17 protein-coding genes and 1 tRNA gene are annotated in these 24,672 nt (G+C 38.7%); 14 read left to right on the forward strand and 4 right to left on the reverse strand.

Annotated features, from left to right (window positions below; all coding sequences use genetic code 11):
- Positions 1 to 67: 67 nt before the first annotated feature.
- From HMAT_RS16115 to HMAT_RS16175, 13 genes are all read left to right on the forward strand, one after another.
- Positions 68 to 140, forward strand: a tRNA-Met gene (locus tag HMAT_RS16115).
- Between the two features lie 354 nt (positions 141 to 494).
- A complete protein-coding gene (locus tag HMAT_RS16120; RefSeq protein WP_104383856.1) occupies positions 495 to 968 on the forward strand; it encodes a carboxypeptidase-like regulatory domain-containing protein in 474 nt (157 codons plus the stop codon).
- Positions 969 to 1,004: 36 nt separating this feature from the next.
- Entirely contained in the window at positions 1,005 to 3,659 is a 2,655-nt protein-coding gene (locus HMAT_RS16125) for a SusC/RagA family TonB-linked outer membrane protein (RefSeq protein WP_158655903.1), read from the forward strand.
- 18 nt (positions 3,660 to 3,677) lie between these two features.
- On the forward strand, positions 3,678 to 5,318 hold the full coding sequence (locus tag HMAT_RS16130; RefSeq protein ID WP_104383858.1) for a RagB/SusD family nutrient uptake outer membrane protein: 1,641 nt from the start codon (positions 3,678 to 3,680) through the stop codon (positions 5,316 to 5,318).
- A 450-nt stretch (positions 5,319 to 5,768) separates the two neighbouring features.
- Positions 5,769 to 8,840: a TonB-dependent receptor gene (locus HMAT_RS16135; protein WP_104383859.1), complete on the forward strand. Its 3,072-nt coding sequence runs from the start codon at positions 5,769 to 5,771 to the stop codon at positions 8,838 to 8,840.
- A gap of 20 nt (positions 8,841 to 8,860) precedes the next feature.
- Positions 8,861 to 10,603, forward strand: coding sequence for a RagB/SusD family nutrient uptake outer membrane protein (locus HMAT_RS16140; protein WP_104383860.1), 1,743 nt, complete (start codon positions 8,861 to 8,863; stop codon positions 10,601 to 10,603).
- A gap of 346 nt (positions 10,604 to 10,949) precedes the next feature.
- Positions 10,950 to 12,128 carry a thiol-activated cytolysin family protein gene (locus tag HMAT_RS16145; RefSeq protein WP_104383861.1) on the forward strand — a complete coding sequence of 393 codons (1,179 nt, stop codon included), beginning with the start codon at positions 10,950 to 10,952 and terminating at the stop codon, positions 12,126 to 12,128.
- Between the two features lie 64 nt (positions 12,129 to 12,192).
- A complete protein-coding gene (locus HMAT_RS16150) occupies positions 12,193 to 13,347 on the forward strand; it encodes a thiol-activated cytolysin family protein (protein WP_104383862.1) in 1,155 nt (384 codons plus the stop codon).
- Positions 13,348 to 13,367: 20 nt separating this feature from the next.
- Entirely contained in the window at positions 13,368 to 14,915 is a 1,548-nt protein-coding gene (locus tag HMAT_RS16155) for a S41 family peptidase (protein ID WP_104383863.1), read from the forward strand.
- Between the two features lies 1 nt (position 14,916).
- Positions 14,917 to 16,560, forward strand: a complete 1,644-nt coding sequence (locus HMAT_RS16160; protein ID WP_104383864.1) for a thiol-activated cytolysin family protein — start codon at positions 14,917 to 14,919, stop codon at positions 16,558 to 16,560.
- 165 nt (positions 16,561 to 16,725) lie between these two features.
- A complete protein-coding gene (gene der, locus HMAT_RS16165; protein WP_104384042.1) occupies positions 16,726 to 18,027 on the forward strand; it encodes a ribosome biogenesis GTPase Der in 1,302 nt (433 codons plus the stop codon).
- Between the two features lie 21 nt (positions 18,028 to 18,048).
- Positions 18,049 to 19,515, forward strand: a complete 1,467-nt coding sequence (cysS, locus tag HMAT_RS16170) for a cysteine--tRNA ligase (protein ID WP_104383865.1) — start codon at positions 18,049 to 18,051, stop codon at positions 19,513 to 19,515.
- Between the two features lie 105 nt (positions 19,516 to 19,620).
- On the forward strand, positions 19,621 to 20,505 hold the full coding sequence (locus HMAT_RS16175) for a DUF4440 domain-containing protein (RefSeq protein WP_104383866.1): 885 nt from the start codon (positions 19,621 to 19,623) through the stop codon (positions 20,503 to 20,505).
- Positions 20,506 to 20,592: 87 nt separating this feature from the next.
- Here HMAT_RS16175 and HMAT_RS16180 read toward each other — a convergent pair whose 3' ends face one another.
- Positions 20,593 to 21,942 carry a peptidylprolyl isomerase gene (locus HMAT_RS16180; protein WP_104383867.1) on the reverse strand — a complete coding sequence of 450 codons (1,350 nt, stop codon included), beginning with the start codon at positions 21,940 to 21,942 and terminating at the stop codon, positions 20,593 to 20,595.
- 415 nt (positions 21,943 to 22,357) lie between these two features.
- Between HMAT_RS16180 and HMAT_RS16185 the strand changes: the two genes are divergently transcribed.
- Positions 22,358 to 23,449: a lactonase family protein gene (locus HMAT_RS16185; RefSeq protein ID WP_104383868.1), complete on the forward strand. Its 1,092-nt coding sequence runs from the start codon at positions 22,358 to 22,360 to the stop codon at positions 23,447 to 23,449.
- Positions 23,450 to 23,591: 142 nt separating this feature from the next.
- On the opposite strand, the gene mnhG is transcribed toward HMAT_RS16185, so the two are convergent.
- The 3 genes from mnhG to HMAT_RS16200 are packed head-to-tail and all read right to left on the reverse strand — an operon-like array spanning position 23,592 to position 24,665.
- On the reverse strand, positions 23,592 to 23,945 hold the full coding sequence (mnhG, locus tag HMAT_RS16190) for a monovalent cation/H(+) antiporter subunit G (protein ID WP_223581928.1): 354 nt from the start codon (positions 23,943 to 23,945) through the stop codon (positions 23,592 to 23,594).
- The gene (locus tag HMAT_RS16195; RefSeq protein WP_104383869.1) at positions 23,935 to 24,210 is read right to left on the reverse strand and encodes a monovalent cation/H+ antiporter complex subunit F; all 276 of its coding nucleotides are present in this window, start codon (positions 24,208 to 24,210) and stop codon (positions 23,935 to 23,937) included. The genes mnhG and HMAT_RS16195 overlap by 11 nt, the downstream gene beginning before the upstream one ends.
- On the reverse strand, positions 24,207 to 24,665 hold the full coding sequence (locus tag HMAT_RS16200) for a Na+/H+ antiporter subunit E (RefSeq protein WP_233789386.1): 459 nt from the start codon (positions 24,663 to 24,665) through the stop codon (positions 24,207 to 24,209). Before HMAT_RS16200 ends, HMAT_RS16195 begins: the two co-directional genes overlap by 4 nt.
- Positions 24,666 to 24,672 lie beyond the last annotated feature (7 nt).

A 24,672-nucleotide genomic window follows, 5' to 3' on the forward strand; every position in this document is an offset into this window, starting at 1 on the left:
TGGTCCCCGCTACTAAAAAGAGAGCCGGTTGCAATGACCGGTTCTTTTAAAGAAATTAAAAATACATTGCGGGGTGGAGCAGTTGGTAGCTCGTCGGGCTCATAACCCGAAGGTCACTAGTTCGAGTCTGGTCCCCGCTACTAAAAGAAAAAGCCGAGGTGAAAACCTTGGCTTTTTTCGTTTTATGCCTCCCTCAGTTTAATATTATATTCAACTATTTTTTTCGGAAAAAGAAAAATAATAGTGGTTTAATTTAGCCTTATCAGCTGAAGATCCCCCCGGGTTTGCGGTATATCCATTCTTTCAAGAAGATCTCAAATAGGAACGGGACAGTTTTGTTGCAATTGGATGCCTATGCAATCGTTTGTTCAATTGACGCAATCGATTTCGTTACATTGTGGCTTTGATATCCTCATATCTTCTTCTAGCTTTAGCATTCATGTACCTAAATTGATTAGAAAACTAATCAATTTAAAAACTAACTATTAGATATTATGATCTCAAAGATTCTTGGTAATCAAAAGCTAAGTCTGTTATCCTTAACGCTCTTATTTGCAGGCGTGAATGCCTCCAATGCAGGTGAGTTAAACTATTCCCACACTTTAGTTTTGAATAATACCATTTACCAACAAAAAGTAACCGGGAAAGTGCAAGGAACTGAAGGGCCATTAGCAGGGGTTACCATTACAGTGAAAGGGAGCTCACGTTCCACATCAACTGATTCGAACGGTCAGTTTAGCATTGAAGCTAAAACTGGTGATGTATTACTTGTAAAGAGTATCGGTTATAAGCCGCAGGAAATTTCCGTTTCATCCTCTGTTGTAACCATTGATTTAATTTCAGATAGTGAAGCCCTTGAGGAGGTGGTTGTAGTGGCCTACGGTACACAAAAGAAGGCTAATCTAACCGGATCTGTCGCAACTATCACTCCCAAACAACTAGCCGATCGACCTGTGACGTCCCTGTAAAATGCACTTCAAGGTATTTCTCCGGGAATAACGGTATTGAATCGGCCGGGTGAAGTTAGAAAGAGTACTACTGGACCTTCATCAAATGCGGGATCCATTACGGTAAGGGGGCGTACAAATCTCGGTTCGCCATCACCCATGTTTATTATCGACGGAATTCCAGCAACAAGTGCTGAATTTTCAGCTTTAAGCCCTAACGACATATCAAGTATGTCTGTTTTGAAAGATGCGGCCTCGGCTTCACTGTACGGATCCAGAGCGGCAAATGGTGTGATTTTGGTGACGACAAAACGGGGTGGTGGTGAACGAGCAGTCATCGGTTTTAATGCTAATTATGGATTTCAACGCGCTTCTTTCCTGCCTGAATTTGCCGATGCTATGACCTATGCTGAGTTATATAACAAAGCAATGGTCAATGTGGGAAAGACTCCAACCTTTAAACCAGAAGTAATCGAAAAATTTAAAAATCAATCTGAACCGGACTACTATCCCAATAACGATTGGTATGATCAAGTTTTGAGACATACGGCTCCACAACGTGATTTTGGCTTAAACGTAACTGCACCCGGAAAAATAACAAATTATTATTTAGGCTTAAATTATTTCGATCAGCAGTCTCTTGTTCCCGGGCGCAAACAAGATCGTATCAATATGAAACTTAATACCAATACCGCGGTGATTAAAGATCTATTGACGTTTAATACCAATATCTCTTTTTTAAAGCAGGATTATGATCGAATCGGAAGCGAAATTAGCTGGACAGAAATGGGACGAGCTTTACCTTTTACTGTCATAAAACAGTCTGACGGTTCCTGGGGGTCGATCTCTAACGGTGCCGCCAATGCCACTATAGCGAAAAACAATCAGTTGCGTGCAATAACCGAAGGTGGCAGGGGAAACAACAGAGATAATTATCTGCAGTTGGCCGCAAATGCATCTTTGACTCCCTTAGAAGGACTTTCTATTGATGGGGCAATCTCTTTAAAGTATACCAATACAAATTCTTTTGATTTTATAAATCGTACCGATCCAGTTATTAATTTTATTACCAAGCAACCGATGGGTTCTACCGTTAATGCTATAAATGAGTTAAAAGAGTTTTGGGGCAAACGTCAGGAATTACTTTTACAGGGAACGGTCAATTACGAACGTAAGTTTGGTGATCACTTCGGAAAAATAACTGTTGGGGCATCACAGGAATCAAATGTGTATCGAGAAGCTTTTTTGGGTAGACAGAACTTTGTTAATAATGATGCATCCACAATTATCAATGGTAGTTCAGGTGAAATCAGTAAAGATGATACCGGTTTAGCTAACCGTACAACGCAGGATGAATGGGCGTTACGCTCCGTTTTTGGGCGCTTTAACTATGCGTACCAAGACAAATACCTGTTGGAAGCAAATCTGCGTATGGACTATTCTTCCCGTTTTGCACCGGAGATCAGAAGGGCAACATTTCCATCCTTCTCCGCTGGTTGGAATATCAATAAGGAGTCGTTTATGGAGAATGCCAAATGGGTTGACTTATTGAAATTACGTGGATCCTATGGTTCGCTAGGTAATCAGGATGCTGTTGCTATTGGTAATTATTTTAATCTGCTGGACCGCGGATCACCTTATAGTTTTAATGGAAATGCTGTGGACGGTCTCGAGCAGTTGTACGGGGCTAATCGCTTGGCGCTTTGGGAGAAAGTAACAATGAGCAATGTGGGGATTGATGCTACATTCTTGGGTGGAAAGTTCAATTTAGTAGCCGATTATTTTGTTAAAAAATCAGATGATATCCTGATCCAACCGGTAAGTTTATCCACTTATGGTTTTGATAAAAAACATACACCCTATTACAACCAGGGAGTTACCCAGAATAAAGGGATTGAGATTTCGTTGACGTATAATGGTAAAATTGGCGAAGAATTTACCTACTCGGTTTCGGGAAATATCTCAAAAATTAAAAATAAGATTCTTTCCTTAGGTGATGTAAACGAAATTGTGGACAGTTACTATATCAATCGTGTAGGGGGATCTGTCGGCGACTATTACGGCTATAAAACAGCGGGCGTGTTTACAAGTCAGGAGGAGATCAAAGGACATGCAAATCAAAAAGATCTAGGAACTGATACCCAGATTGGCGATATCAAATATGTTGATATTAACGGTGACAAAATAATAGATGCGAAAGACCGCACCATTCTTGGTAATGACGTACCTTGGTTCAACTATGGTTTCAATGTGCGTGCAGCCTATAAGAATTTTGACCTAGATGTCCTGACTTATGGTGTTGGCGGGGTAAAAACTTACCTGGATAATGAGGCATCTTTTCCGTTCTTCAATGGTGCTAACGTCAAAAAAAGCTGGGTAAATGGTTGGTCTGAAGAAAACAATAAAGCAGACGCTCCTTTTCCACGGATCACATTAACAGGAGATGCACCACAAAATTATAGGACCTCTGATTTCTGGTTGTTCAGCGGAAACTATTTTAGAATTCGCGCCATTACCATTGGGTATACCTTTCCGAAAGAATTGCTAACTTCTATGAAAATGTCCCAATTACGCCTTTTTGCATCCTCTACCAACCCATTCACCTTTATGGCAGACAAACGTTTGGGTGATTACGATCCAGAAACAGGGTCGGGAAGAGCGAGTTATCCAGGGGTAAAAACATTCTCCGTAGGTTTAACAGCTAAGTTTTAATTTTTTAATACAAAAGAAATGAAAAGAAATTTAATATATCCACTATTGGCAGCAACGCTTTTATTTGGTGCGTGTTCGAAGGATTTTTTAGACCGTACACCTGTAAATAAAACTCCTGAAGAGGAGTTTTGGCGAACTGAAAATGATGTGAAATTGGCTGTCAATGCAGTTTACGGTAAATTATCGGATGGTATGTATAGCGATGGGGCGTCGGAGTTGGTGCACGCTCAATACCCTTGGGAGAGCCCATCAACAGATATTTCATCCGGATCGGTTACAACGGCGCTAAACGCAGGCTGGGATTATATTCCGATCCGTACCTGTAATTATTTTTTGGATAATGTCGATAAGGCAACCATGGACGTTGCATTGAAAGAACGTTATAAAGCAGAGGTACGCTTTATCCGGGCTTATTTATACATTCCGATGGTGGAGAGATTTGGTGATATTCCTTTGGTAACGAAAGTTTTGACTAGGGAAGAGTCAAATGTGCCACGTAATGCAAAGAGTGAGGTGCTGGAATTCTTGTACAACGAGCTGCAGGATATCTCCACAAAATTACCTGCTTCGTATACTTCTGACGACGACAAAGGACGGATTACCAAGGGTGCTGCACTGGCGCTAAAGGCACGTCTTTATTTATTTGAAAATAATTGGGAAAAGGCCGCCGCTACGGCTAAAGAAGTCATGGGACTGGGCTACTCTTTATTTAAAGTGAGCAGCGAATCAGAGCTGGATAAAAAAGACGACTATAGTAAATTTGTTGATTTTAACAATGCAGCAGACCAAAACACATTCAGATTGGGGTTAAGAAGCTACGAAGGAATATTTGAGTTGGAAAATAAAGGGAATTCTGAAGTGATTCTGGATCGGCAATATATTAAGGCTGTACAAAGCCAAAGTAATAACACGCTACTGATGGAGGGGTCGGTTGGGGGATGGAGCTCCCTGACACCGACACAAAATCTGGTAAATTTATATCCGAGTTATAAAACGGGACAACCTATAGACACGATCTCCTCAGTAGTTCGGGCAGCAAATTATGCAAAAGCTGATAAAGCGGATTTTGTCAAGGAATTTAAGAATAGAGATCCACGTTTTTACGCGTCTATTTTATTTGAAACTGCACCTTGGAATGCGTTGACAAAAGAAGGTGGTTATACATTTGCTTGGCAGAGCGGAAAATCCAATATGTCGCAGACTGGTTATAATTTCCGTAAATTGGTCGATCCTGCTTCAAGTAGAGAGCAAGTTGACTCGTATACCAATATTATTTTACTGCGCTATGCGGAAATATTATTGACTTATGCAGAAGCAAAGAATGAGATATCCGGACCAGATGCTACAGTTTATGATGCCCTGGATCAGATCCGTGTCAGAGCTGGGATGGCTAAGGTGGATCATGAGATCTATGGCTCACAAGCTAAATTAAGAGAATTGATTCGTAATGAAAGAGCAATTGAATTGGTATTGGAAGGTTCGCGCTATTATGATATACGTCGTTGGAAGACCGCACCCGATGTAATGAAAAATATCTATAACATTAGTAATGGTCTAGCGCAAAAACGTGTTTGGACTGAACGATTATATCTAATGCCAGTGCCACAAAGTGAAATAGATTTATCTTACGGTGTACTGACTCAAAATAAAGGTTATTAATCTCCGACAATAACTTTAACTATAGTGTCCTTTCCAGTAAAGAAAGGACACTATAATTTTTAATGTTTTTTCTTTCGATCTTCCCTTTCGTTGTTTGGGACATCATCACATTTCATATTCTGGATCATTATCGACTATTATCATTTTGGATGTGTCTTAATTATTAGGATTTTCTTGCTTGTACTAAACATCAATTTTATTTATTGTGTTTCATGATGTTATAGTTGTCGTGAATTTATATAGTGTAGAAACCCAGTGTTGACAGTCACGTTTACTAACTAAATAATGCTGCTACAATTGAATGTTTATGCAATCGTTTGTTTGAAATAGCGCAATCGATTTCGTTGTTGTTAGATTTTGATATACTCATTTCTTCTTTTAGTTTTAGCATTCATGTACCTAAATTTTGATTAGTACGCTAATCAATTTTTAAACTAACTATTAAATATTATGATTTCAAAGATTCTCGACAATCACAAGTTGAGTCTGTTATCATTAGCTTTACTCATAACAAGTACACACAACCCAGCTAATGCTAATGGTCTTAAATTTCCAGACCCTCATGTTCTGTTGAACAGCGCTATTTTCCAGCAGAAAATAAATGGAAAAGTACAGTCTGCGGATGGTCCTTTAGCAGGAGCTACTATTAGTGTTAAAGGGACCTCACGTTCTACTTCAGCTGGAACTGACGGGCAATTTAGCATTGAGGCTAAAAATGGAGATGTTTTAGTGATCAATAGCATCGGTTACAAGACCCAGGAAGTGACGGTAACAGGTTCCATGATTAGTGTCCGCATGGAGTCCAACAGCGAAGCTCTTGAGGAGGTTGTCATTGTGGGTTACGGAACGCAACAGAAAAAGGAGAGTTTGACTGGAGCATTGCAAAATGTACAGGGAAACAAATTGCGTGATGTAACCACCCCTTCAGTGGAAAATATGTTGAATGGTAAAGCGGCAGGTGTATATGTTGCACCGGGAACCGGGAGACCGGGTACTAAAGGTGGTGTGGTCATTCGTGGGCAAGCTTCCTTAAGTGGGACAACAAGCCCCTTGTGGGTGATCAATGGTGTTATTGTAGGCTCAGCTCCCGGTGATCTAAATCCGGATGATATCGCGTCAATGACTGTGTTGAAAGATGCGGCATCAACGTCGATTTATGGTTCTCAGGGGGCAAACGGTGTTATTATTATCACAACTAAAAACCCAACTGCTCAACCTTTGGCAATCAATGTTTCCACGAAAATGGGGTTCACTGAACTAACTAATGGAAATATGCAGATGATGAACGGAGCAGAACTCTATGACTATTATGCTTCATTTTCTAATGCCAATACAATCAATTTTAAACGGTGGAATCCAGAATTACGGAATAGTGATTTCGATTGGTGGAAAGTTGCAACAAAAAAAGGGTTTATTCAGAACCATAATATATCCCTGCAAGGCGGAAGCGAAAAAATCCAATCCTATTTATCTTTAGGTTACTACAATGAGGTTGGTTCAGTTAAGGGTTACGAATATGACCGTTATAATTTCCGATTTAATACAAATTATAAACCGACTGATTGGTTGACGATAAAACCGTCTGTTGTGGGAGCTAAACGATCTGTTGATGATCGTCAATATTCTACAGCGGCAATGTACGTCAATTTGCCTTGGGATAGTCCTTATGATGCTAATGGAAATTTAGTGCCACATCGCTATAGTGGATGGGTAAATGGTTCGCAGACAAACTATCTGTATGATTTACAATGGAATAAATCGGCTAATACGAACTACGAGTTTATGGGGAACCTGGACTTTGATGTTAAGATTACGGATTGGTTGACTTTTTCATCAATCAACAATTACAGGTACAATAGTTACTCCGCTAGTGGCTATACAGATCCAAGATCTAATGGTGGTTTAAGTGTGCAGGGGCGTGTGACGGATTATAGATCAGAATATGCACGTAGATATACTAATCAAGTCTTACGTTTTAATAAGACTTGGGATAAACATGCTTTAAACGGTATTGCTGCCTATGAATTTAATGACTATTGGGGGAAAACTTTGGATGCCTATGGAAAAGGTATTGTCCCTGGTATTGAGGTGCTTGATGCTGCTGCAATTCCTGAAAGAACAAAAGGTGGGATTTCAGAATGGGCGACACAATCTTTCTTGTCTAATGCTAATTATGCTTACGACAATAAATACATGGCACAAGTGTCCTTTAGAAGAGATGGTGCTTCAAATTTTGGAACAAATGCCAAATATGCGAATTTTTTCTCTGTTTCCGGGGGATGGAATATTCATCGAGAGGATTGGTTTAAGGTTGATTGGGTAGATAATTTGAAATTACGTGCGGCTTATGGTTCTGTTGGTAATAGACCTACAGCTTTGTATCCACAATTTAATCTGTATTCGGTGTCAAGTGGTGCGTCATATAATGGTGTACCCGGTGTATTGATTAACCAAATTGGTAACAAAGACTTGACTTGGGAACAAACCTATACCTTAGGAGGAGGATTGGATGCTGCTTTTTTCAAAAATAGGCTTAGACTGAATGTGGACGTTTATAACAAGAAAACAGATAATATTCTTTACCTCGTTCCCATCAGCGGTCTGACCGGAGTCACTCGTGTTTGGAAGAATGTTGGGAAAATGACAAATAAAGGGGTGGAATTAACTATAGGTGGAGATATTATCCGTTCAAACGACTGGAATTGGAGTCTTGATGTAAATCTGGGACACAATACCAATAAGCTGACTGATCTATTCCCGTCTCGGGATGCTGAAGGGAATTTTGTCGCAAAACCTATTTTTGTCAATGATGGTATAAATATTGCCGGTGCAGCGCAGAAAATCTTAGCTGTCAATACGCCTATTGATACGTATTATATGAAAGAATGGGCGGGGGTTAACGTGGATAATGGGAAACCTATGTGGTACAAAAACGTCGTAGACGCTGAGGGGAATGAGACAAAGACAACGACTTCAGAATATGGTCAAGCAAGTCTTTATAAAGTAGGACGCTCTAATCCTAAATTGTTTGGCGGATTTAACACTGCTGTGAGTTACAAACAATTTGATCTGAATGCAGTGTTTGGATATTCTATCGGTGGTATGATGTATAATTACGCGCGTCAGGAATATGATTCGGATGGCGCCTACAATGATAGAAATCAAATGAAATTAATGGATGGATGGAACCGTTGGGAAAAACCTGGTGATGTTGCGACACATCCAGTAGCAAAATATCGCAATACAGATGGGGGAAACAAAGCCTCTTCAAGATATTTGGAAAAAAATGATTTTCTGAGAATGCGTTCTTTAACGCTTGGCTATAATTTCAAATTAGAAAAATATAAGGTCAAAAATTTAAGAGTCTATTTTGCAGGTGAGAATCTATTTACCTGGACGAATTATTCTGGTGTTGATCCTGAAACAACTATTAACGATGAAGGGGTTATTATGGGAACGGCTGGACCAGCAATTTATCCGGCAACAAAGAAATTTATGTTCGGAGCAAATTTGACATTTTAAACATTGATGTGGATATAACAATGAAAAAAATATTATTTTCAATACTAATTACGAGTACAGTGGTGTCTTGTAATATCGATAGAAATCCTTATGGCTCTATGGATGCGGATCTAGTTACCCAAGATCCGGAGGCGAATTTAGGCGCGCTCATGAATGGTACATATGGCCAGCTCAAAGCTTGGTCTGATCCAATGCATCGCCTTGGTGAATATGCCGGGGATAACATGATGATTCGCGGTACTTCAACCGATGATTTCTATTCTTTTATTTCGTTTGCTAGAAATTCGGAAAATTATCGGTTGCAGACATTTTGGGATTATGGCTATAAGGCAGTTGCTCAGGCGTCTAATATTATCAAATTAGTGAAGGAGGGGCAGAGTGCCGAAATTGATAATCAATTGGGCGAATGTTATTACATCCGGGGGATGATGTATTTCTATCTATGCCGTGCTTTTGGTAAACCTTATTACCAAAATCCAGAGACTAACCTTGGGGTCCCAATTGTTAACGGTACACCAGATGATGTAATTAATGACCTTAATTTGCCTGATCGCTCTACGGTAAAACAGACTTATGAACAGGCGATCAGCGATTTGAAAAAAGCGGAGTCGCTGATGACTATTAACAAGGGGGCGATTTTTGCTTCTAAAGAAGCTGCGCAAGCGATGTTGTCTCGGATTTATCTATATATGAGTGGCACCTACAAGACTCCTAATGCTGCGTATGCACGTCTTTCTGTTGAATATGCCGATAAAGTGATCAATTCGGGGCAATATGTTTTATTGGCCCGCGATCAATTTATGAAATATAATACATTAAGGCCAGAAGATAATAAGGAGACCATTTTTGCAATAAAACGATTATCTACAGAGTTTACAAGTGATGATTTTGAAAATTCAATTGGTAGTATGTATGCCAATATCAATGGTATTGGTTGGGGAGAAATGTATGCCAGTGCGAAATATTTGAATCTGTTGGATCAGGACGGAAGAAATGATTGGAGACCGGGGCATGTGAAAATGCTTGATGCCCGTGCTGCATTTATTGGACCAACTTATGAAAAGGACACTAAAACAGGTGATTATACCGAGGTTTTCAGATTCATCAAATATGAAGAAACAAAAGATAAGCTAGGGAATATTTTAAAAGCTAATAACTACGTCCAGGCTCCTATCACACGTAATGGTAATGTTGTCACTTGTAAAGATGGTGATCAAACCTATACCTTGACTGTAAAAAACGCGCAGGAAGAAAGTTATACTATTAAATATAAAGATGGTAAGATCTATGATGGTTATGTTGATTACTTTATCACATTAAATAGTGGCTATCCGCAGTTCTTTATCTACAAATGTGCTCGTGAAGGAGAGGACTCACAATTGCATTCTCCTGTAATTAGTCGTTTGGGCGAAATATATTTGAATCGTGCGGAGGCAAACGCGAAGTTGGGTAATTATGGAGCCGCCTTAACCGATTTAAATTTAATCCGTACGCGATCTGTGGAAAATGGAGCATACCCAAGTTTAGATGTGTCTAACGCTAGTAAACTGATTGATCGGGAGCGTCAACTAGAGCTGGCTTATCAGGCAGAAAGAAGTTATGACGTGTTTAGGAATGGGGAGGAGCTCGTTAGGCAATATCCCGGTCCTCATAGTCAATATGATAATGTGCCCGCAACGGATTTTCGGGTGACTTATTTTATTCCCCAAGCTGCAATAAATTCCTATCCTGGGGTGTTGACACAAAACCCAACGGCAAATTAATATGTATATACAACTAGTTGTTTAGTTGGATAATGTAAATCAGAATTAAAGTAAAAATTTTGTTTTAAATAGGCTGGTAATAACAATTACCGGCCTATTTTTTATTTATAAAAGGGTATGTATTTGTTGTCGTTTTTTAATTTTTTAACTCTACTAGTTTTATTCTTTTTTTATATTGTTTTTTATGTTAATTGTTGTTTTTTTTGAGCTTTTTGTTTTTGTTTATTCCTTTTGTGTTAAATAATATTTAATTTTTATGTTTTATTATCTTTAGATAGTGTTTTATTTTTATATTTTTTATATATTTGAATTGACTGATATGTATTTTGTTAATTAACTTAATTTTATGAAAAAAACAATTAAAATTTTATTTGTTGTGTCAACTGTTGTCTCTGTTTTTTCCTGTAAAAAGAATGAAATTTTCAGAACCAATGATGATGTGCCTACTGTAAAAGGTTATGTTTCCCAATTTAAGGGAATGCCCCGTTATTCGCCTGGACCTATTAAGGTGAACGTTCAAGATACTAAAAGTATTTATGACCTTTTGGAAGGAAGAAAACAAACTGCTGCGGAAGTAATTAGAGACAGTGTTTGGAGCAATGGAAAAGGGAGGACGCTTTTTCTAAGATCAAATGAAATTCCTGCCTTAACTGAAAATATCCGTAGGCAGTTGTATCTCGGAGCTATTTTAAAAGGTGAGGATGCAGGTAGGGTGGAGAATTTTGTTCCGGTCTCCTTGGCGCCTGATGAGAGAAATCCAATTACTATTTATGCGACCTTCCCGACAGACAGCACCTCTAGAGTATTGACTAAGCTAGGGCCAGGGTTTGATAAAGCTTATATACAGACAGCGCTAAAAAATGGTAGTGGAGAACAGTTGCAGTCGTTTAGTTACGATATGGCATCATTTAATAGTTATCAGGAGATGAAACTATCATTTAATGCAAATCTTAATATTGCAGGTCTTTTTAAACTGACTGTGCATGATTCTACTCATTTGTCAAATAATAAAACACGAGTGAGGGCGGAATTTACACAAGAAAATTTTTCTGTTAATATTGAGCCACCTATATATGAACCTTTTGTAAAACCGACTGTTCCCAAAAGTCGATTTGGAACTTTTGATCCTGTTATTGTTAGTTCTGTGACCTATGGTAGAAAAGGTATTATGACATTTGAATCGGATTCGAGCTATAAGGCTGTTAATACTAGTATTACAGCTGTGTTTAATCTTCCTGCTACCAAGTTAAAGGCGGCCGCTGACGGACAAAACCTCCTTACACTTGGTTTGTCACAGTCGCAAGTAAATACAATTAATAATGCACAGATAAAAGTTTATCTAATCGGTCCACAGGGCAAAGATATTATCCATATTATCCAGGGAGTAAAAGGCTTTGCTTCGTTAATTGCGAATGGAGGGGAATATTCATGGCAAAGTCCGGGTACGCCGCTGTATTACTCATTGAACTATATGAGTGACTTTAGTACGCATTGGACGAATTTTCAGGTGGACACATATAAATAATTGTATTTAATTTTCCATGTATAAGCCTTTTCTTTGACTTATACATGGACTAACCTAATTTATTATGTTAAGTAAAAAAGTACTTGTAGTATTTGCCTTTGCCTTTTTTTTGCTAAATTCCTGTCAAAAGGATAGTGAGGTGACTCTTGTTTCGAATAGTTCTCCAAAACTTCTTGCCGAGATTTACTCTTCCCTAAAAATAGAAAAAGTAGATCCTATTTTCTTGAATAGAAGCAAAAGTGAGTTAAAAGATCTGTTGGATAATAGAAAGCAAAATGCGCTGTATTTTATTGAGGATAGTATGTGGAATGGAGGTAGGACCAAAATATATAGATCCGATGAGGTTGTTGTGACGCCTAATAACGAAGATTATGTGTACCCTGGTTCGATTATAAAAAGTGCATCTGTCGTCAGTGGTAATTTTGCTCCGTTGAAAGGTTATACTCGGAAACCTATCCAAGTGTCCGCAACTTTCGTTTCAGATAAAGCTTTCGGTACGATAGATGTCCCTTCTCTATCTAAAACGCGTGTGTTTCTGAGGGATGCATTAATGAGCCCAGGGTTCTCCGGGAATCAATTGGAGGACTTTTCGTTTTCTGCTTCGTCCTTTTCCTCTTATGAGGAATCTAAAATGTCTTTTGGCTATAATGCGAACCACAAGAGTCTTTTTTCTTCAGTAAACTCATCCTTTAATCAAACGAATGGTAAGACAAGTTACAATACAGGTTTAATAATGACTTACACCGTCAAGAATTTTACTTTAAGTATGTCAGATCCTCAGATTGGGGAACTGATTGATTACCAGAAGACCCCAGCAAGTGTTTTTGAGGGAGTTTCGCCAGTGTATGTCGACGCTGTGACATATGGTAGATTCGGTTTTATAATGATTGAAACTAATTTTTATGAAGAGACCGCAAAAAAGACATTTGAAAAACTTATTAAAAAATGGTTTAAAAAAACAAATGAAACATTTTCGTCTGAAGAATTGCAGGTGTTTAGTAATTCCCGTCTAACGGTTTACTTGATGGGAAGTCCAAATGCTGCAGTTATTCAAATGATTGACAAACCACAAAGTATCGAGGGTTTTTCTTCTTTTGTCACGGAGAACTTGGGTGAATTTACAGCTTCAGATCCGGGAGTTCCTATTCAGTTTACGTTGAAATACCTTAAAGACAACACTTATTTTAAACCTTTATTTCATGTTGATTATTACAATTAAGTCTTTTGATTCGGGTACTTATGAACTTTGATGCACTTTTGGACCGGAAAATTAGATTTATGAATTTTCTGTTTCTTTTATTGTTATTTCTGATAGTGTCGTGCAAGAAAAAGGATGAAAGTATTGTGGATACTTCACAGATTTCTTCTGATAAAGTATTGGATTCTATTTATCTATATGCTAAAGATGTCTATTTATGGAACGAATACTTGCCGGAATGTCGTGTTTTTAATCCTCAGAAATATTATAGGAGAGAGAATAATGCATTGGAAAATTACTTAGATGAGATTCAGGGAATAGGTAAATATGCGGTTGATTCCATAACAGGTTTTCATTATGAGAATAAAGTCCCAAATAGTGCCCGCGCCAAATACTCTACAATCATAAATGTTAATGAAGATAGCGGAAATGGTGATACTGATTTTGGAATTTCTGTAGCCAGAACCAAGCTCGGTAGATTCTATATTGCATGGGTGGATCATAATTCTCCCGCTGGAGAGAGTGAGATTAAAAGGGGAGATCGGGTACTTTCGATTAATAATAGATTGCTTGATTCGACTATGGGGTCTCTTCGATATCTGCAAGAGATGCTGCAAAGCCAGTTTGTAACAATGGAGATTGAAACAGATGGAAAAAATCGGTTGGCACGATTGGGGGCAAAGCCTTATCGGCAAAACCCGGTGCTGAAGGCGAAAATAATTGAAAAAGGGAATGATAAAACGGGGTACTTGGCTTTAAAAAGTTTTGCTCATTTAAAAAATTCTCAAATTATTTTGGATGCTGTTTTTAGTGATTTTGCTCAAGTTGGTATTAATGAATTGATTCTGGATCTACGCTATAATTTGGGAGGGTATCAAAATACATGCGTTTATCTAGCGAATAATGTCGCTGGATCAGCTCTAGCTGGTAAACTTATGTTTAGTGAGATTTATAATAGAAAGATGCAAGAAGGAGAAGCTGAGATTTTAAAAAAACAACCTATTCTAACGGAAACTAATCAGCCCGTTATTATAGATGGAAAAATAGCAACACTTTTCGATTTAAATTATAAGGTTGAAAACAATCGGTATTATTTTAAAAAAATTGGGGCTTTAAATGGTATAAAAAAGATAACATTTATTGTAAGTAATGCGACAGCCTCGGCAAGTGAATTGCTGATCAATATATTGGCTCCTTATTTAGATGTTGAGGTTTTAGGTGTTGCTGGCAGTATAAGCGATTTCCCTGTGGTTACTTACGGTAAACCTGTGGGTTTTTTTGATATAAACATTGATCACTATAAACTCTATCTTGCGATGTACAGGATGGAAAATGCATTGGGTAATGGAAATTACTACGATGGGTTTTCTACTAAGAAAAGTTTTCTGGATAATGTTTCCTTGGATTTTGGTAATGAAAGAGATGATGTGATTGCTTATATTTTAGGTCTGCTTCCAAAGTCTTTGGCGAAAAATAAATCTCATAAACCGAGTGTTGAAATTGAGAATTCATTGATTGAAAATGAAAGGGGCGATGAAACTCTTAAAGGTTTAGTCAAGTCTTTTGACAATGTAAAATTAAAAAAATAGTATGAATAATAAACATGTAAATTATCTATTGATGATTGTACTATTTTGCTTTTTATCTTCTTGTAAAAAGGAAATTAATGTACATTCAGACCGAGCGGGGGCGGGCTTTTCCAAGCTTAGGAAATCGGCCATTTCTCCAATTAGCATAGATGCTGGTAAATTGAACGCACAAGTTATGGCTAAAGGCTCTGGTTTGGTTGCTGGTACCTATAAAGATCGTGATTTTCTGGAGCCTACCTCCTCTCAAGTTGCCTTTATTGAAGCATTCAAATCAGATATTTTTGTAGTTGCTCCAGAGATGGGACTAAATGTTTTTCCCGGAGCTATACTTGATGGGCATAGTATAAAAGGAGATTTGTTTGCGCCAACTGTAATGACTAATATTGGTAGTGCAATACGTCCAATTAATATTTCTACAAGCCTACCGGTTAGCCCTGGCAAGGTTGCTAAAACTATTATGATGCGGCCAAGCAATGATCGGGCTTTTGTCCGCGCAGCGCTGAAGGATCTAAGTACATTGTATGCTGGTAAAATAGGTGCGGCAAAATTGAAGTACGAAATGATTTCTTTTAGTAATTACAAAATGCTAAAGACCCTGTATGGTTACAATAAGAATATTGATCTATTCCTGTATAAGCAACAAAACGGGAATAATAGTGGCGAGCAAACCGTGACAAAATCTTACGGTTTTATGTTAAGGTTTTATCAGGAGAACTTTAATATAAAGGTAGATCTTCCTGTTTCAAATGATGAGTTGTTTGATCCTACTGGTTTGGATACCGCAGCAATTTTTAACGGAAGAAGTCCATACTATGTTGGCGGGGTGACCTATGGCAGGATGGGGATAATGACAATCGAATCCAATGATGATTCCGCAGCTGTTCATAATGCCTTTACAAAACAAATTGGAATTTTGCAAGGATTGTTGGGTGGTGGAACTACATTGACAAGCGAAGAAAAACGTATTATCAAGGATTCTGAGATGCGCTATGCTATTACTGGACCTAATGGTACCCAGTTAAAATCGGATCTTATCTCACTTAATAGTGTTGAGGGATTTGTGGAGGCATTAAAGAAAGGATCCACATTCTCTGAAAATGATCCCGGGGTTCCCATTAGTTTTCAATTGCGTTATCTAACAGATGATACCGCAGTAGAATCCGAATTTCAGATCCGGTATGGGCCTTATCCGCAGCCTTACGCAAGATTTGAATATGAGGACATCGAATATGAACATTATTCTTCCCAAGGGATTCCGATGGAAATTAGAAAGGGAAAAGTTTATATCAAATTATATGCTGATAATGCTGCAACAATACCTGTTGGTGGTTATAATTTTCTAAAGATTAAATATAAGTATGAGCATCGTTCAAGAACCCTAACGGCAGATTATGAAACAGCTTATGATGATAGCGAATATGTGACTGAAGATTTTAATTCTGCACAATATCGATCCAAAGGAAGTAATTATTTTTTCGGTTTTGACTCGGATATTTCCATGTCGATTAAAGGTCCTGTCCCAAAGTCAACGCCGCAAAAACCCAGAGCTAATATGACAGGGCATACAGCTTATTATATAAATACATACTTTGTTGAAGATGGCTTGGGGTATAGGAAACTGCCTACTAAGGGCGTGACATGGTAAATTCTTGGTTATTATGTGTTATAAATGGCTTTACTTCACGGTAAAGCCATTTTTGTTTTTCTGTCTCCATAATCCCTTTTGAATCCGTATCTTTGTACCCTTAACGTGTAATTTAGCATAAAAGTGCCATCTGCTGTGATAGTGGATGGATCAAATAAAATAAATATGGCAAATATTGTTGCAATTGTTGGTCGTCCAAATGTTGGTAAATCTACCCTATTCAATCGTCTTACGGAAAGTAGAAAAGCGATTGTCGATGACTTTAGCGGAGTAACGCGCGACCGTCATTATGAGACGGCAGAGTGGATCGGAAAGAAATTTACAGTAATCGATACAGGTGGTTTTGTCCATGGTTCGGATGATGTCTTTGAAGAGGCAATCCGTGATCAGGTATATATCGCTATTGAAGAAGCGTCAGTGGTTATATTCATGGTGGATGTTACGACTGGTATCACTGACCTGGATGATGAAATCGCTGATATCCTCAGAAGAAGCTCCAAACCTGTATATGTGGTAGCCAACAAAGTTGACCATGCTAAATTGCATCATGAATCTGCCGAATTTTATGCTTTCGGTTTAGGGGAAGTGTTCAATATTTCCTCTGCAACAGGTTCTGGTACCGGCGAATTATTGGATGCTGTTGTATCCCATTTTGAAGAAGAACAGGAGGAAGACGAAGCTCTACCGAAATATACGATTGTTGGTCGTCCAAATGTGGGTAAATCCTCATTGACAAATGCATTGATCGGTAAAGACCGTAATATCGTAACGCCTATGGCGGGCACTACACGGGATTCTATCCGGATTCATTACAATCAATATGGACATAATTTCCTTTTGATCGATACGGCTGGTCTTCGCCGCAAATCAAAAGTAAACGAAGATATTGAATTCTATTCAGTCATGCGTACCATCAAAGCATTGGAAGATTCTGATGTGACTATTTTGATGTTGGATGCACAGGATGGTTTGGAAGCGCAAGATGTGAATATCTTCAACTTGGCCGAAAAAAACCGTAAAGGTATCGTGATCGTTGTCAATAAATGGGATTTGATCGAGAAGGACAACAAGACCATGAAAGCGTTCGAAGATCGTATCAGAGAAAAAATAGCTCCATTCACGGATGTGCCAATTATCTTTACTTCGGTAACGGAAAAACAACGTGTCCTAAAAGTGTTGGAAGTGGCTGATAAGGTTTACGCGAACAAAACAAAAAAGATTCCAACGTCGAAGTTGAACGAAGTGATGCTCGATATTATCGAGAGTTATCCGCCACCATCCTTAAAAGGAAAATATATCAAAATTAAATATGTGACACAATTGCCGGGAAGAACACCAATGTTTGCCTTCTTCTGTAATTTGCCGCAATATATCAAAGATCCATATAAACGCTTTATCGAGAATAAATTGCGTGAACACTTTGACTTTACGGGTGTGCCTATTCAAATATATTTCAGACAAAAATAGATTTCCAAGCAGAGAACAAACATGGACCACAATCTCTTTTTATACAATACGCTTTCGCGAACAAAGGAAAAATTCGAACCGATACATCCCAACCTTGTTGGGATGTATGTCTGTGGACCTACCGTTTACAGCGATGTACATCTAGGTAACTGTCGAACTTTTATTTCTTTTGATTTGATTTTTAGGTATCTACGTCATTTGGGGTATAAAGTACGTTATGTACGTAATATTACAGATGCGGGGCATTTGGAGGGCGATCGTGATGAAGGAGATGATAAATTTGCGAAAAAGGCTAAACTAGAACAGCTGGAACCAATGGAAATCGTACAGAAATATACTATTGGCTTTCATGATGTTTTACGCCTTTTCAATACCTTGCCACCGAGCATTGAACCCACTGCAACAGGTCATATTTCTGAGCAGATCGAAATGATCGAACAGATCATTGACAACGGTTATGCCTATGAAACAAACGGCACCGTATATTTTGATGTTGAAAAATACGTACAGCAGTATGATTATACCGTATTGACCAATCGTAAGTTGGAAGATATGTTGAACAACACGCGGGAACTGAGTGGCCAGGATGAAAAGAAAGGACGCTTGGATTTTGCGCTTTGGATTAAAGCAAAACCCGAAACTATTATGCGCTGGCCGGCACCTTGGAGTGTTGGATTTCCGGGATGGCATATTGAATGTTCGGCAATGAGCAGAAAGTATTTAGGGGATCAATTTGATATACACGGCGGTGGAATGGATTTGGCAGCTACACACCATACGAACGAAATCGCACAATCCGAAGCCTGTAATCATACTGCACCTGCCAAATATTGGATGCATACCAACATGCTGACGGTCAATGGTGCAAGGATGTCCAAATCCGCGGGTAATGGATTTTTACCGGGTGAACTGTTCACCGGTAACCACCCCTTGTTAAATAGAGGTTACTCACCAATGGCTGTTCGCTTCTTTATGCTGCAGGCACATTATCGAAGTACATTAGATTTCTCCAATGAAGCGCTTGATGCTGCTGATAAGGGATATAAGCGCTTGATGAGCGCTATAGGTCTGTTAGATAAGCTCAAGGTTTCAAAAGGAGCTGACTCGTTCAATCTGGCAGAAATCCGGAATAAATGTTATGCTGCAATGGATGACGATTTCAATAGTCCGGTGCTGATTGCTGAATTATTTGAGATCGTGCGCATCATTAATTCCATTTATGATGGTAAAGCAAAAGTCTCTGAAGAAGGACTGGAAAAGCTGAAAATTTTCATGAAAGAGTTTGTCGAAGATATTCTTGGACTGCGAAATGATCAAGCTTCGGGGACGGATGATATAGACGATGTCATGAACTTGGTGATCAAATTACGTAACGAGGCAAAAGCAAATAAGGATTTTGTCACTTCGGATCGCATACGTGATGAGCTCAATGCAATTGGTATCCAACTGAAAGATAGTAAAGAGGGAACACTTTGGAATAAGATTTGATAGATAAAAAAATCGAATCAAAAAAAAGGGGGAAAATGGAAAGAAAAACCGAGTGTAATGGGTTCAATACAGTGAAAATGGGCTCTGATAAATAATCATTTGCATATGAATTTTTGGAACAGGTTATCCGTTGTTGCATTGATGAGTACAATGGGTACAACATTGTACGCACAGATACCCGAGAAAGTAGGGAGCTTACTACAGGCTGATAAAGATGCTGCTGCATTAGCGAAAGCGTCAACTCCGCATCAGGCGTTTTTATCTATTATTGATAAAGAATCCACATTTTATGTCCCCTCGGCAGTAAACGCATACAATTACCTCAATAATAGGCCCAATATTCCAGATGTATTAAACTGGCAACCTACTTTCGCTCTTGTGGCTAAAAGTCTGGAGTTTGGGGTAACATCTGGCTCCATGGATTTTCAAAAAGTTGGCGCCAGATTGCGCCACGGCGAATACCTAACAGTCTGGAAACGTAACAAAAAAGGGAAATGGTTAGTGGATATTCGTGCCGAAGTAGAAAATAACGGCCGAGATGGTGACTTTGATCTTGAATTTATCGAACCAACGGACTCCTGGTACCTCAAGCATCGTTCTAAAGTACGTTTAAACCAGCGGGAAGATATTGTTCTAGAAACAGATAAGTTGATGTCCACTGTCCTCAAAGCGGACAATCCTACGGCTTACAAAGAGTTTTTGAGTGAAGACGTACGCTTTCTGTTTCCCTGGACCAGTCCGATGGAAGGAAAGGATAAAATGATGGCCTACCTAAAGAAACAACGAATGACCATCGAAACGGTTCCTGAGGAAGTAAAACGCTCTTATAGCGGAGATTTTGCCTATACAAAGGGAACTGCAACTGTACGACAAAAAGATAAAGTCGTTAAGTATAATTATATCCGGGTGTGGCAGCTGAGCGAACTGGCAAAAGATGATGTGAAGAAGGCAAATTGGAATATCCTGATCGAGATGATGTTTGAGAAATAAATAGCGCTAGGGAGTTCTTCTAGAAAATAAAAAAAGACTTGAATGCATATTCAAGTCTTTTTTTATTTTGGGATAAGGAGAAATTCCTTATTTTTTTCTCCATTTTTCTAATTCTTCACAAGCGCCAAAATCGTCGCTGATATCAATGAAGGTATTTTTCGCTTTGTCGTCAAACCACTTGCTGAGATTACGACGTACTTTATCTTCTTTCGCCGCCTCTTTGATCTTCGTAAAATCCTGATCCAAGTTTGCTTTATGTGGTGGGATACGTGTTTTAAGATAATTAAAACGGTAACCTACATCTCCTGTTTTATCTGTGAATTGTTCTGGTTTTGAATATTCTCCCGGTTTTAGCGGGTCAATAGCTGTAAATACGGCCTTCTCCAATCCATCCATTGGAATTAACGTTGTACGGCTGGATCCTTGCGAATTTAAGACCATACCCCCATTAAATTTACTTTCTTCTGCGTCAGAATTGTTTGTAGCAGCATGGTAAAAATCTAATTTCTTATCGACAACCAATTTATAGATGCTGTCCAATTTGTTTTTGGTACGTTCCAATGCAGCTGCGCCCGGATTCATTTTCATTAGAATATGGCGGGCATGAACCTCTTCACCACGTCTTTCCAGTACCTGAATGATGTGAAAACCATATTTTGATTCAACAATAGGCGATATCTCTCCCGGCTTTAATTTAAATGCCATTGCTGAGAACTCTTTTACATAATTGTCACGGGTACCAAAGCCAAGGTCACCACCATAAGGAGCCGAACCTGGATCCTGTGAGTAGAGTCGGGCCATCGTTCCAAAATCCGAGCCATCGACAATCTGCTTGCGGATACCTTCTATCTTCTCGCGTTGTTCTTTTTTCTCGTCGTCGGTCAATTGAGGCAGCATAACAATTTCGCCGATCTCTACCTCCGTATTGAAATAAGGAAGGCTATCTTGATCCAATCCTTCAAAATAACGTTTTACTTCAAGTGGCGTTACATCCACTTTTTGAACGATATTTTGTTGCATCTTATTCGCTTTCAACTGTTCGAAAACACTTGCGCGCATTTCTTCTTTGTATTGTAACAAAGAACGGTTCAGGAATTTTTCCAGCCGTTCTTGGCCACCAGCCTGTTGCGACATGTGGCGCAAGCGGGAGTTTAAGTTGTCATCCACCTCTGTTTCTGTCACATCTATGGAGTCAATTACCGCCTGTTGGGAAAGGAGTTTCTGAATGATCAGTTGCTCAAGAACGCCACATTTAAACTTCTCATTCGGTTTATTCCCTTGAGCAAGCCATTGTGAATATTGCATATCCAAATCAGATTGTAGGATAATTCCCGAACCAACAGTAGCCACTACACGGTCAATAATTTGATTTTGTGCAAAGCTGGCTTGAATTGATACAAACAGCAACAAAAACAATATATATATGTTTTTTTTCATCTAAATAATATATTTCTAAACGCTGATGAAACAATCATGAACAGTTTTTAGACCCCTTTACTGGTCATAGCGGTCTGTGTCACAATGAAATCATCTCAATCACTAAATAATCTTTTGGTTCTATCGTTCAATATATACTATTTTGAACAACAGCACAAAATTATCAGATTATATGAATTATTCGTATTTTTATTTAACAATATTTTTATAATCCCAATATTTCAAATGGAGATTTTCGACTTGTTAAAATTGATTCGCTAAAAATACGGATTTGCCTATTATAAAGGGCGGTTTTAACCTAATTTAACAAGTTTATTTGCGATAATAAAAAGTCGAAAAGTATCTTGATTTTTTACGCCATACGGCGAACAACGGTGAAATTTGGCCATTTTATTTTTTAATAAATAGTATATACATGAAAAAAGCTTTTATTTATCTGATGACACTTCTACCGCTAGCGAGTTTTGCACAACAGATTCCAATGTTTGTTGGAACTTATACGAACAAAACAGAAAGCAAAGGTATTTATATCTATAATTTCGATACAAAGACCGGTGAGGCGGCCTTAGTCAGCACACAGGAAAGTAAGGATCCGTCCTTTCTGGCACGGAATAATAACTTTATCTATGCGGTCAACGAACTTCCAAACCAAGAGGGCACGGTTTCCGCCTATTCATTTAAGGATGGACAATTAACTTTCTTAAATTCACTCCCTACAGGCGGAGAATCACCTTGCTTTGTTGAAGTTCATCCGAAAGGTGGTCTGCTCGCTGTTGCAAACTACACCGGAGGATCGGCAGCCCTATTTGATCTCGAATCAAATGGTGTCCTAAGTAAAAAAATCCGGTTGGTCCAACATGAAGGGAAAGGCGTTGATCCTGTCCGCCAGGAGAAACCACACGTCCATTCTACTTTTTTTTCAAGCAAAGGCGATCGCTTATATGTGCAGGATTTAGGATTGGACCAAATTTCGGTATTTCCGGTTAATAAGACTGGGGATGCCTTTAGCCTTGCCGAAGAATCGGAAGATTTCTTTACTCCAGCAGGAGGAGGACCGCGTCATATTGTTTTTGATAAAAAGGAAAAATTCCTTTATGTCATATTGGAAATGACCGGACAAATTGCTTCTTATAAGAAAGAGGGCAATGATTGGATGTATCAAAGTACTTACGAAATCAACCCGGAAGGATTCAATGGTCAGAATGGTGGCGCAGATATTAAGATTTCTACAGACGGGAAATTTATATATGCGACCAACCGCGGTGATGCAAATACGATAGCGACCTTTTCGGTGGAAAAAGACGGGGGATTAAAAAAACTGTCCAATACTTCCGTAAAAGGAAAGGGGCCAAGGAATTTTAATCTTTCTCCCGATGGAAAATATCTACTGGTGGCTAATCAGTATACCAATAATATTGTTTTGTTCAGTCGTGATCCGAAGACTGGATTATTGACGGATGCGGGCAAGGAAATTAAAGTTCCGGCTCCGGTCTGTATTATTTTTTAGTTTTTTCAAGCTGAAGACAATAAACTTTTATCTATTGAAATACTTCTGACATTATTGATACATCAAAATTTTTGAGGCCTTAATGATGTCAGAAGTATTTGCACAGATGGAGCTGTTTAGCCAACTATTGAAACAGCAAAGTCTAAAAATCTTCTTTTCTACAATCCAGTTGTCCTTCTTTTTCCAGATCGTTTAAGGTTGTTCCTTTCCAGGTTTTTACACGCTGAATATAAGCAGCTCGTCCGATCATATGGGCGGCAACCGGTGCGGTCAAAATGAGAAAGAAACCAATTGCTATCGCTTTGGTCGTTACGGACACATCCGGGAATGTCATTGCGGCACAGATCAATAAAAGACCAACGCCTAAGGTAGCGGCTTTTACGGTCACTGAAAGCCGCAAATAGAAATCAGGCATCCGTAATATGCCAATTGAGGCAAACAATATGGCCAGCGCGCCTATGGTGCTTAAAATTGCTAACGTAATATCAGTCATCATTACTTTGTTTTTCTAAATAAAATGAAAAGGCTATAGTTCCTAAAAATGCGATCAGGGCCAAAATCATGGCAATATCTAAAAATACTTCCTGCGAAGTCCGTATACTATAGACTGTAATAATTCCAATTCCAATTGTGATAATGAGATCCAGGGCGATGACCCGGTCAAAGATCTGCGGACCCTTGTACAGACGGATAAACGCAAGTATAACCGATAGTGTTAATATCGGCAGGATAACATAATCGAAGTAAGTAGCTAAAGTCATCGTAAGAGTTCTAAAAGTCTTCGTTCAACATTGTTTTTTAGCGTGGAGACAAATTGCTCCTTGCTCTTCATGTACATCACGTGGATAAAAAGTGTTTTCTTATCCTCGCTTACATCCAGAATAAGTGTCCCGGGTGTGAGGGAAATAAAAGTCGAAAGCAAATTGATCTCCAGATCTGTCTTGGCATCCATTGGATACTTGACGATGGCTGGTTTAATAAAAAACTTGGGCGTAATCACATCATAGGCAACCTGAACATTCGCGACGATCATTTCCCATAGGAAAAAGAGAATAAAACTGACCGTTTTGGGGACACGATAGAAATACCGTTGATCGGCCTCGTTCTTGTTCATAATCCATAGAATGGCAAAACCGAGTAAAAAGCCAAACAGGAAGTTTGTGTAATACATCGATCCCGTCAGTGCTACCCAGATAAAGGATAGCATGAGATTCATTAAAAAC

The organism is Sphingobacterium sp. HMA12, from assembly GCF_002933815.1.
In the GTDB taxonomy this organism is placed as follows: domain Bacteria; phylum Bacteroidota; class Bacteroidia; order Sphingobacteriales; family Sphingobacteriaceae; genus Sphingobacterium.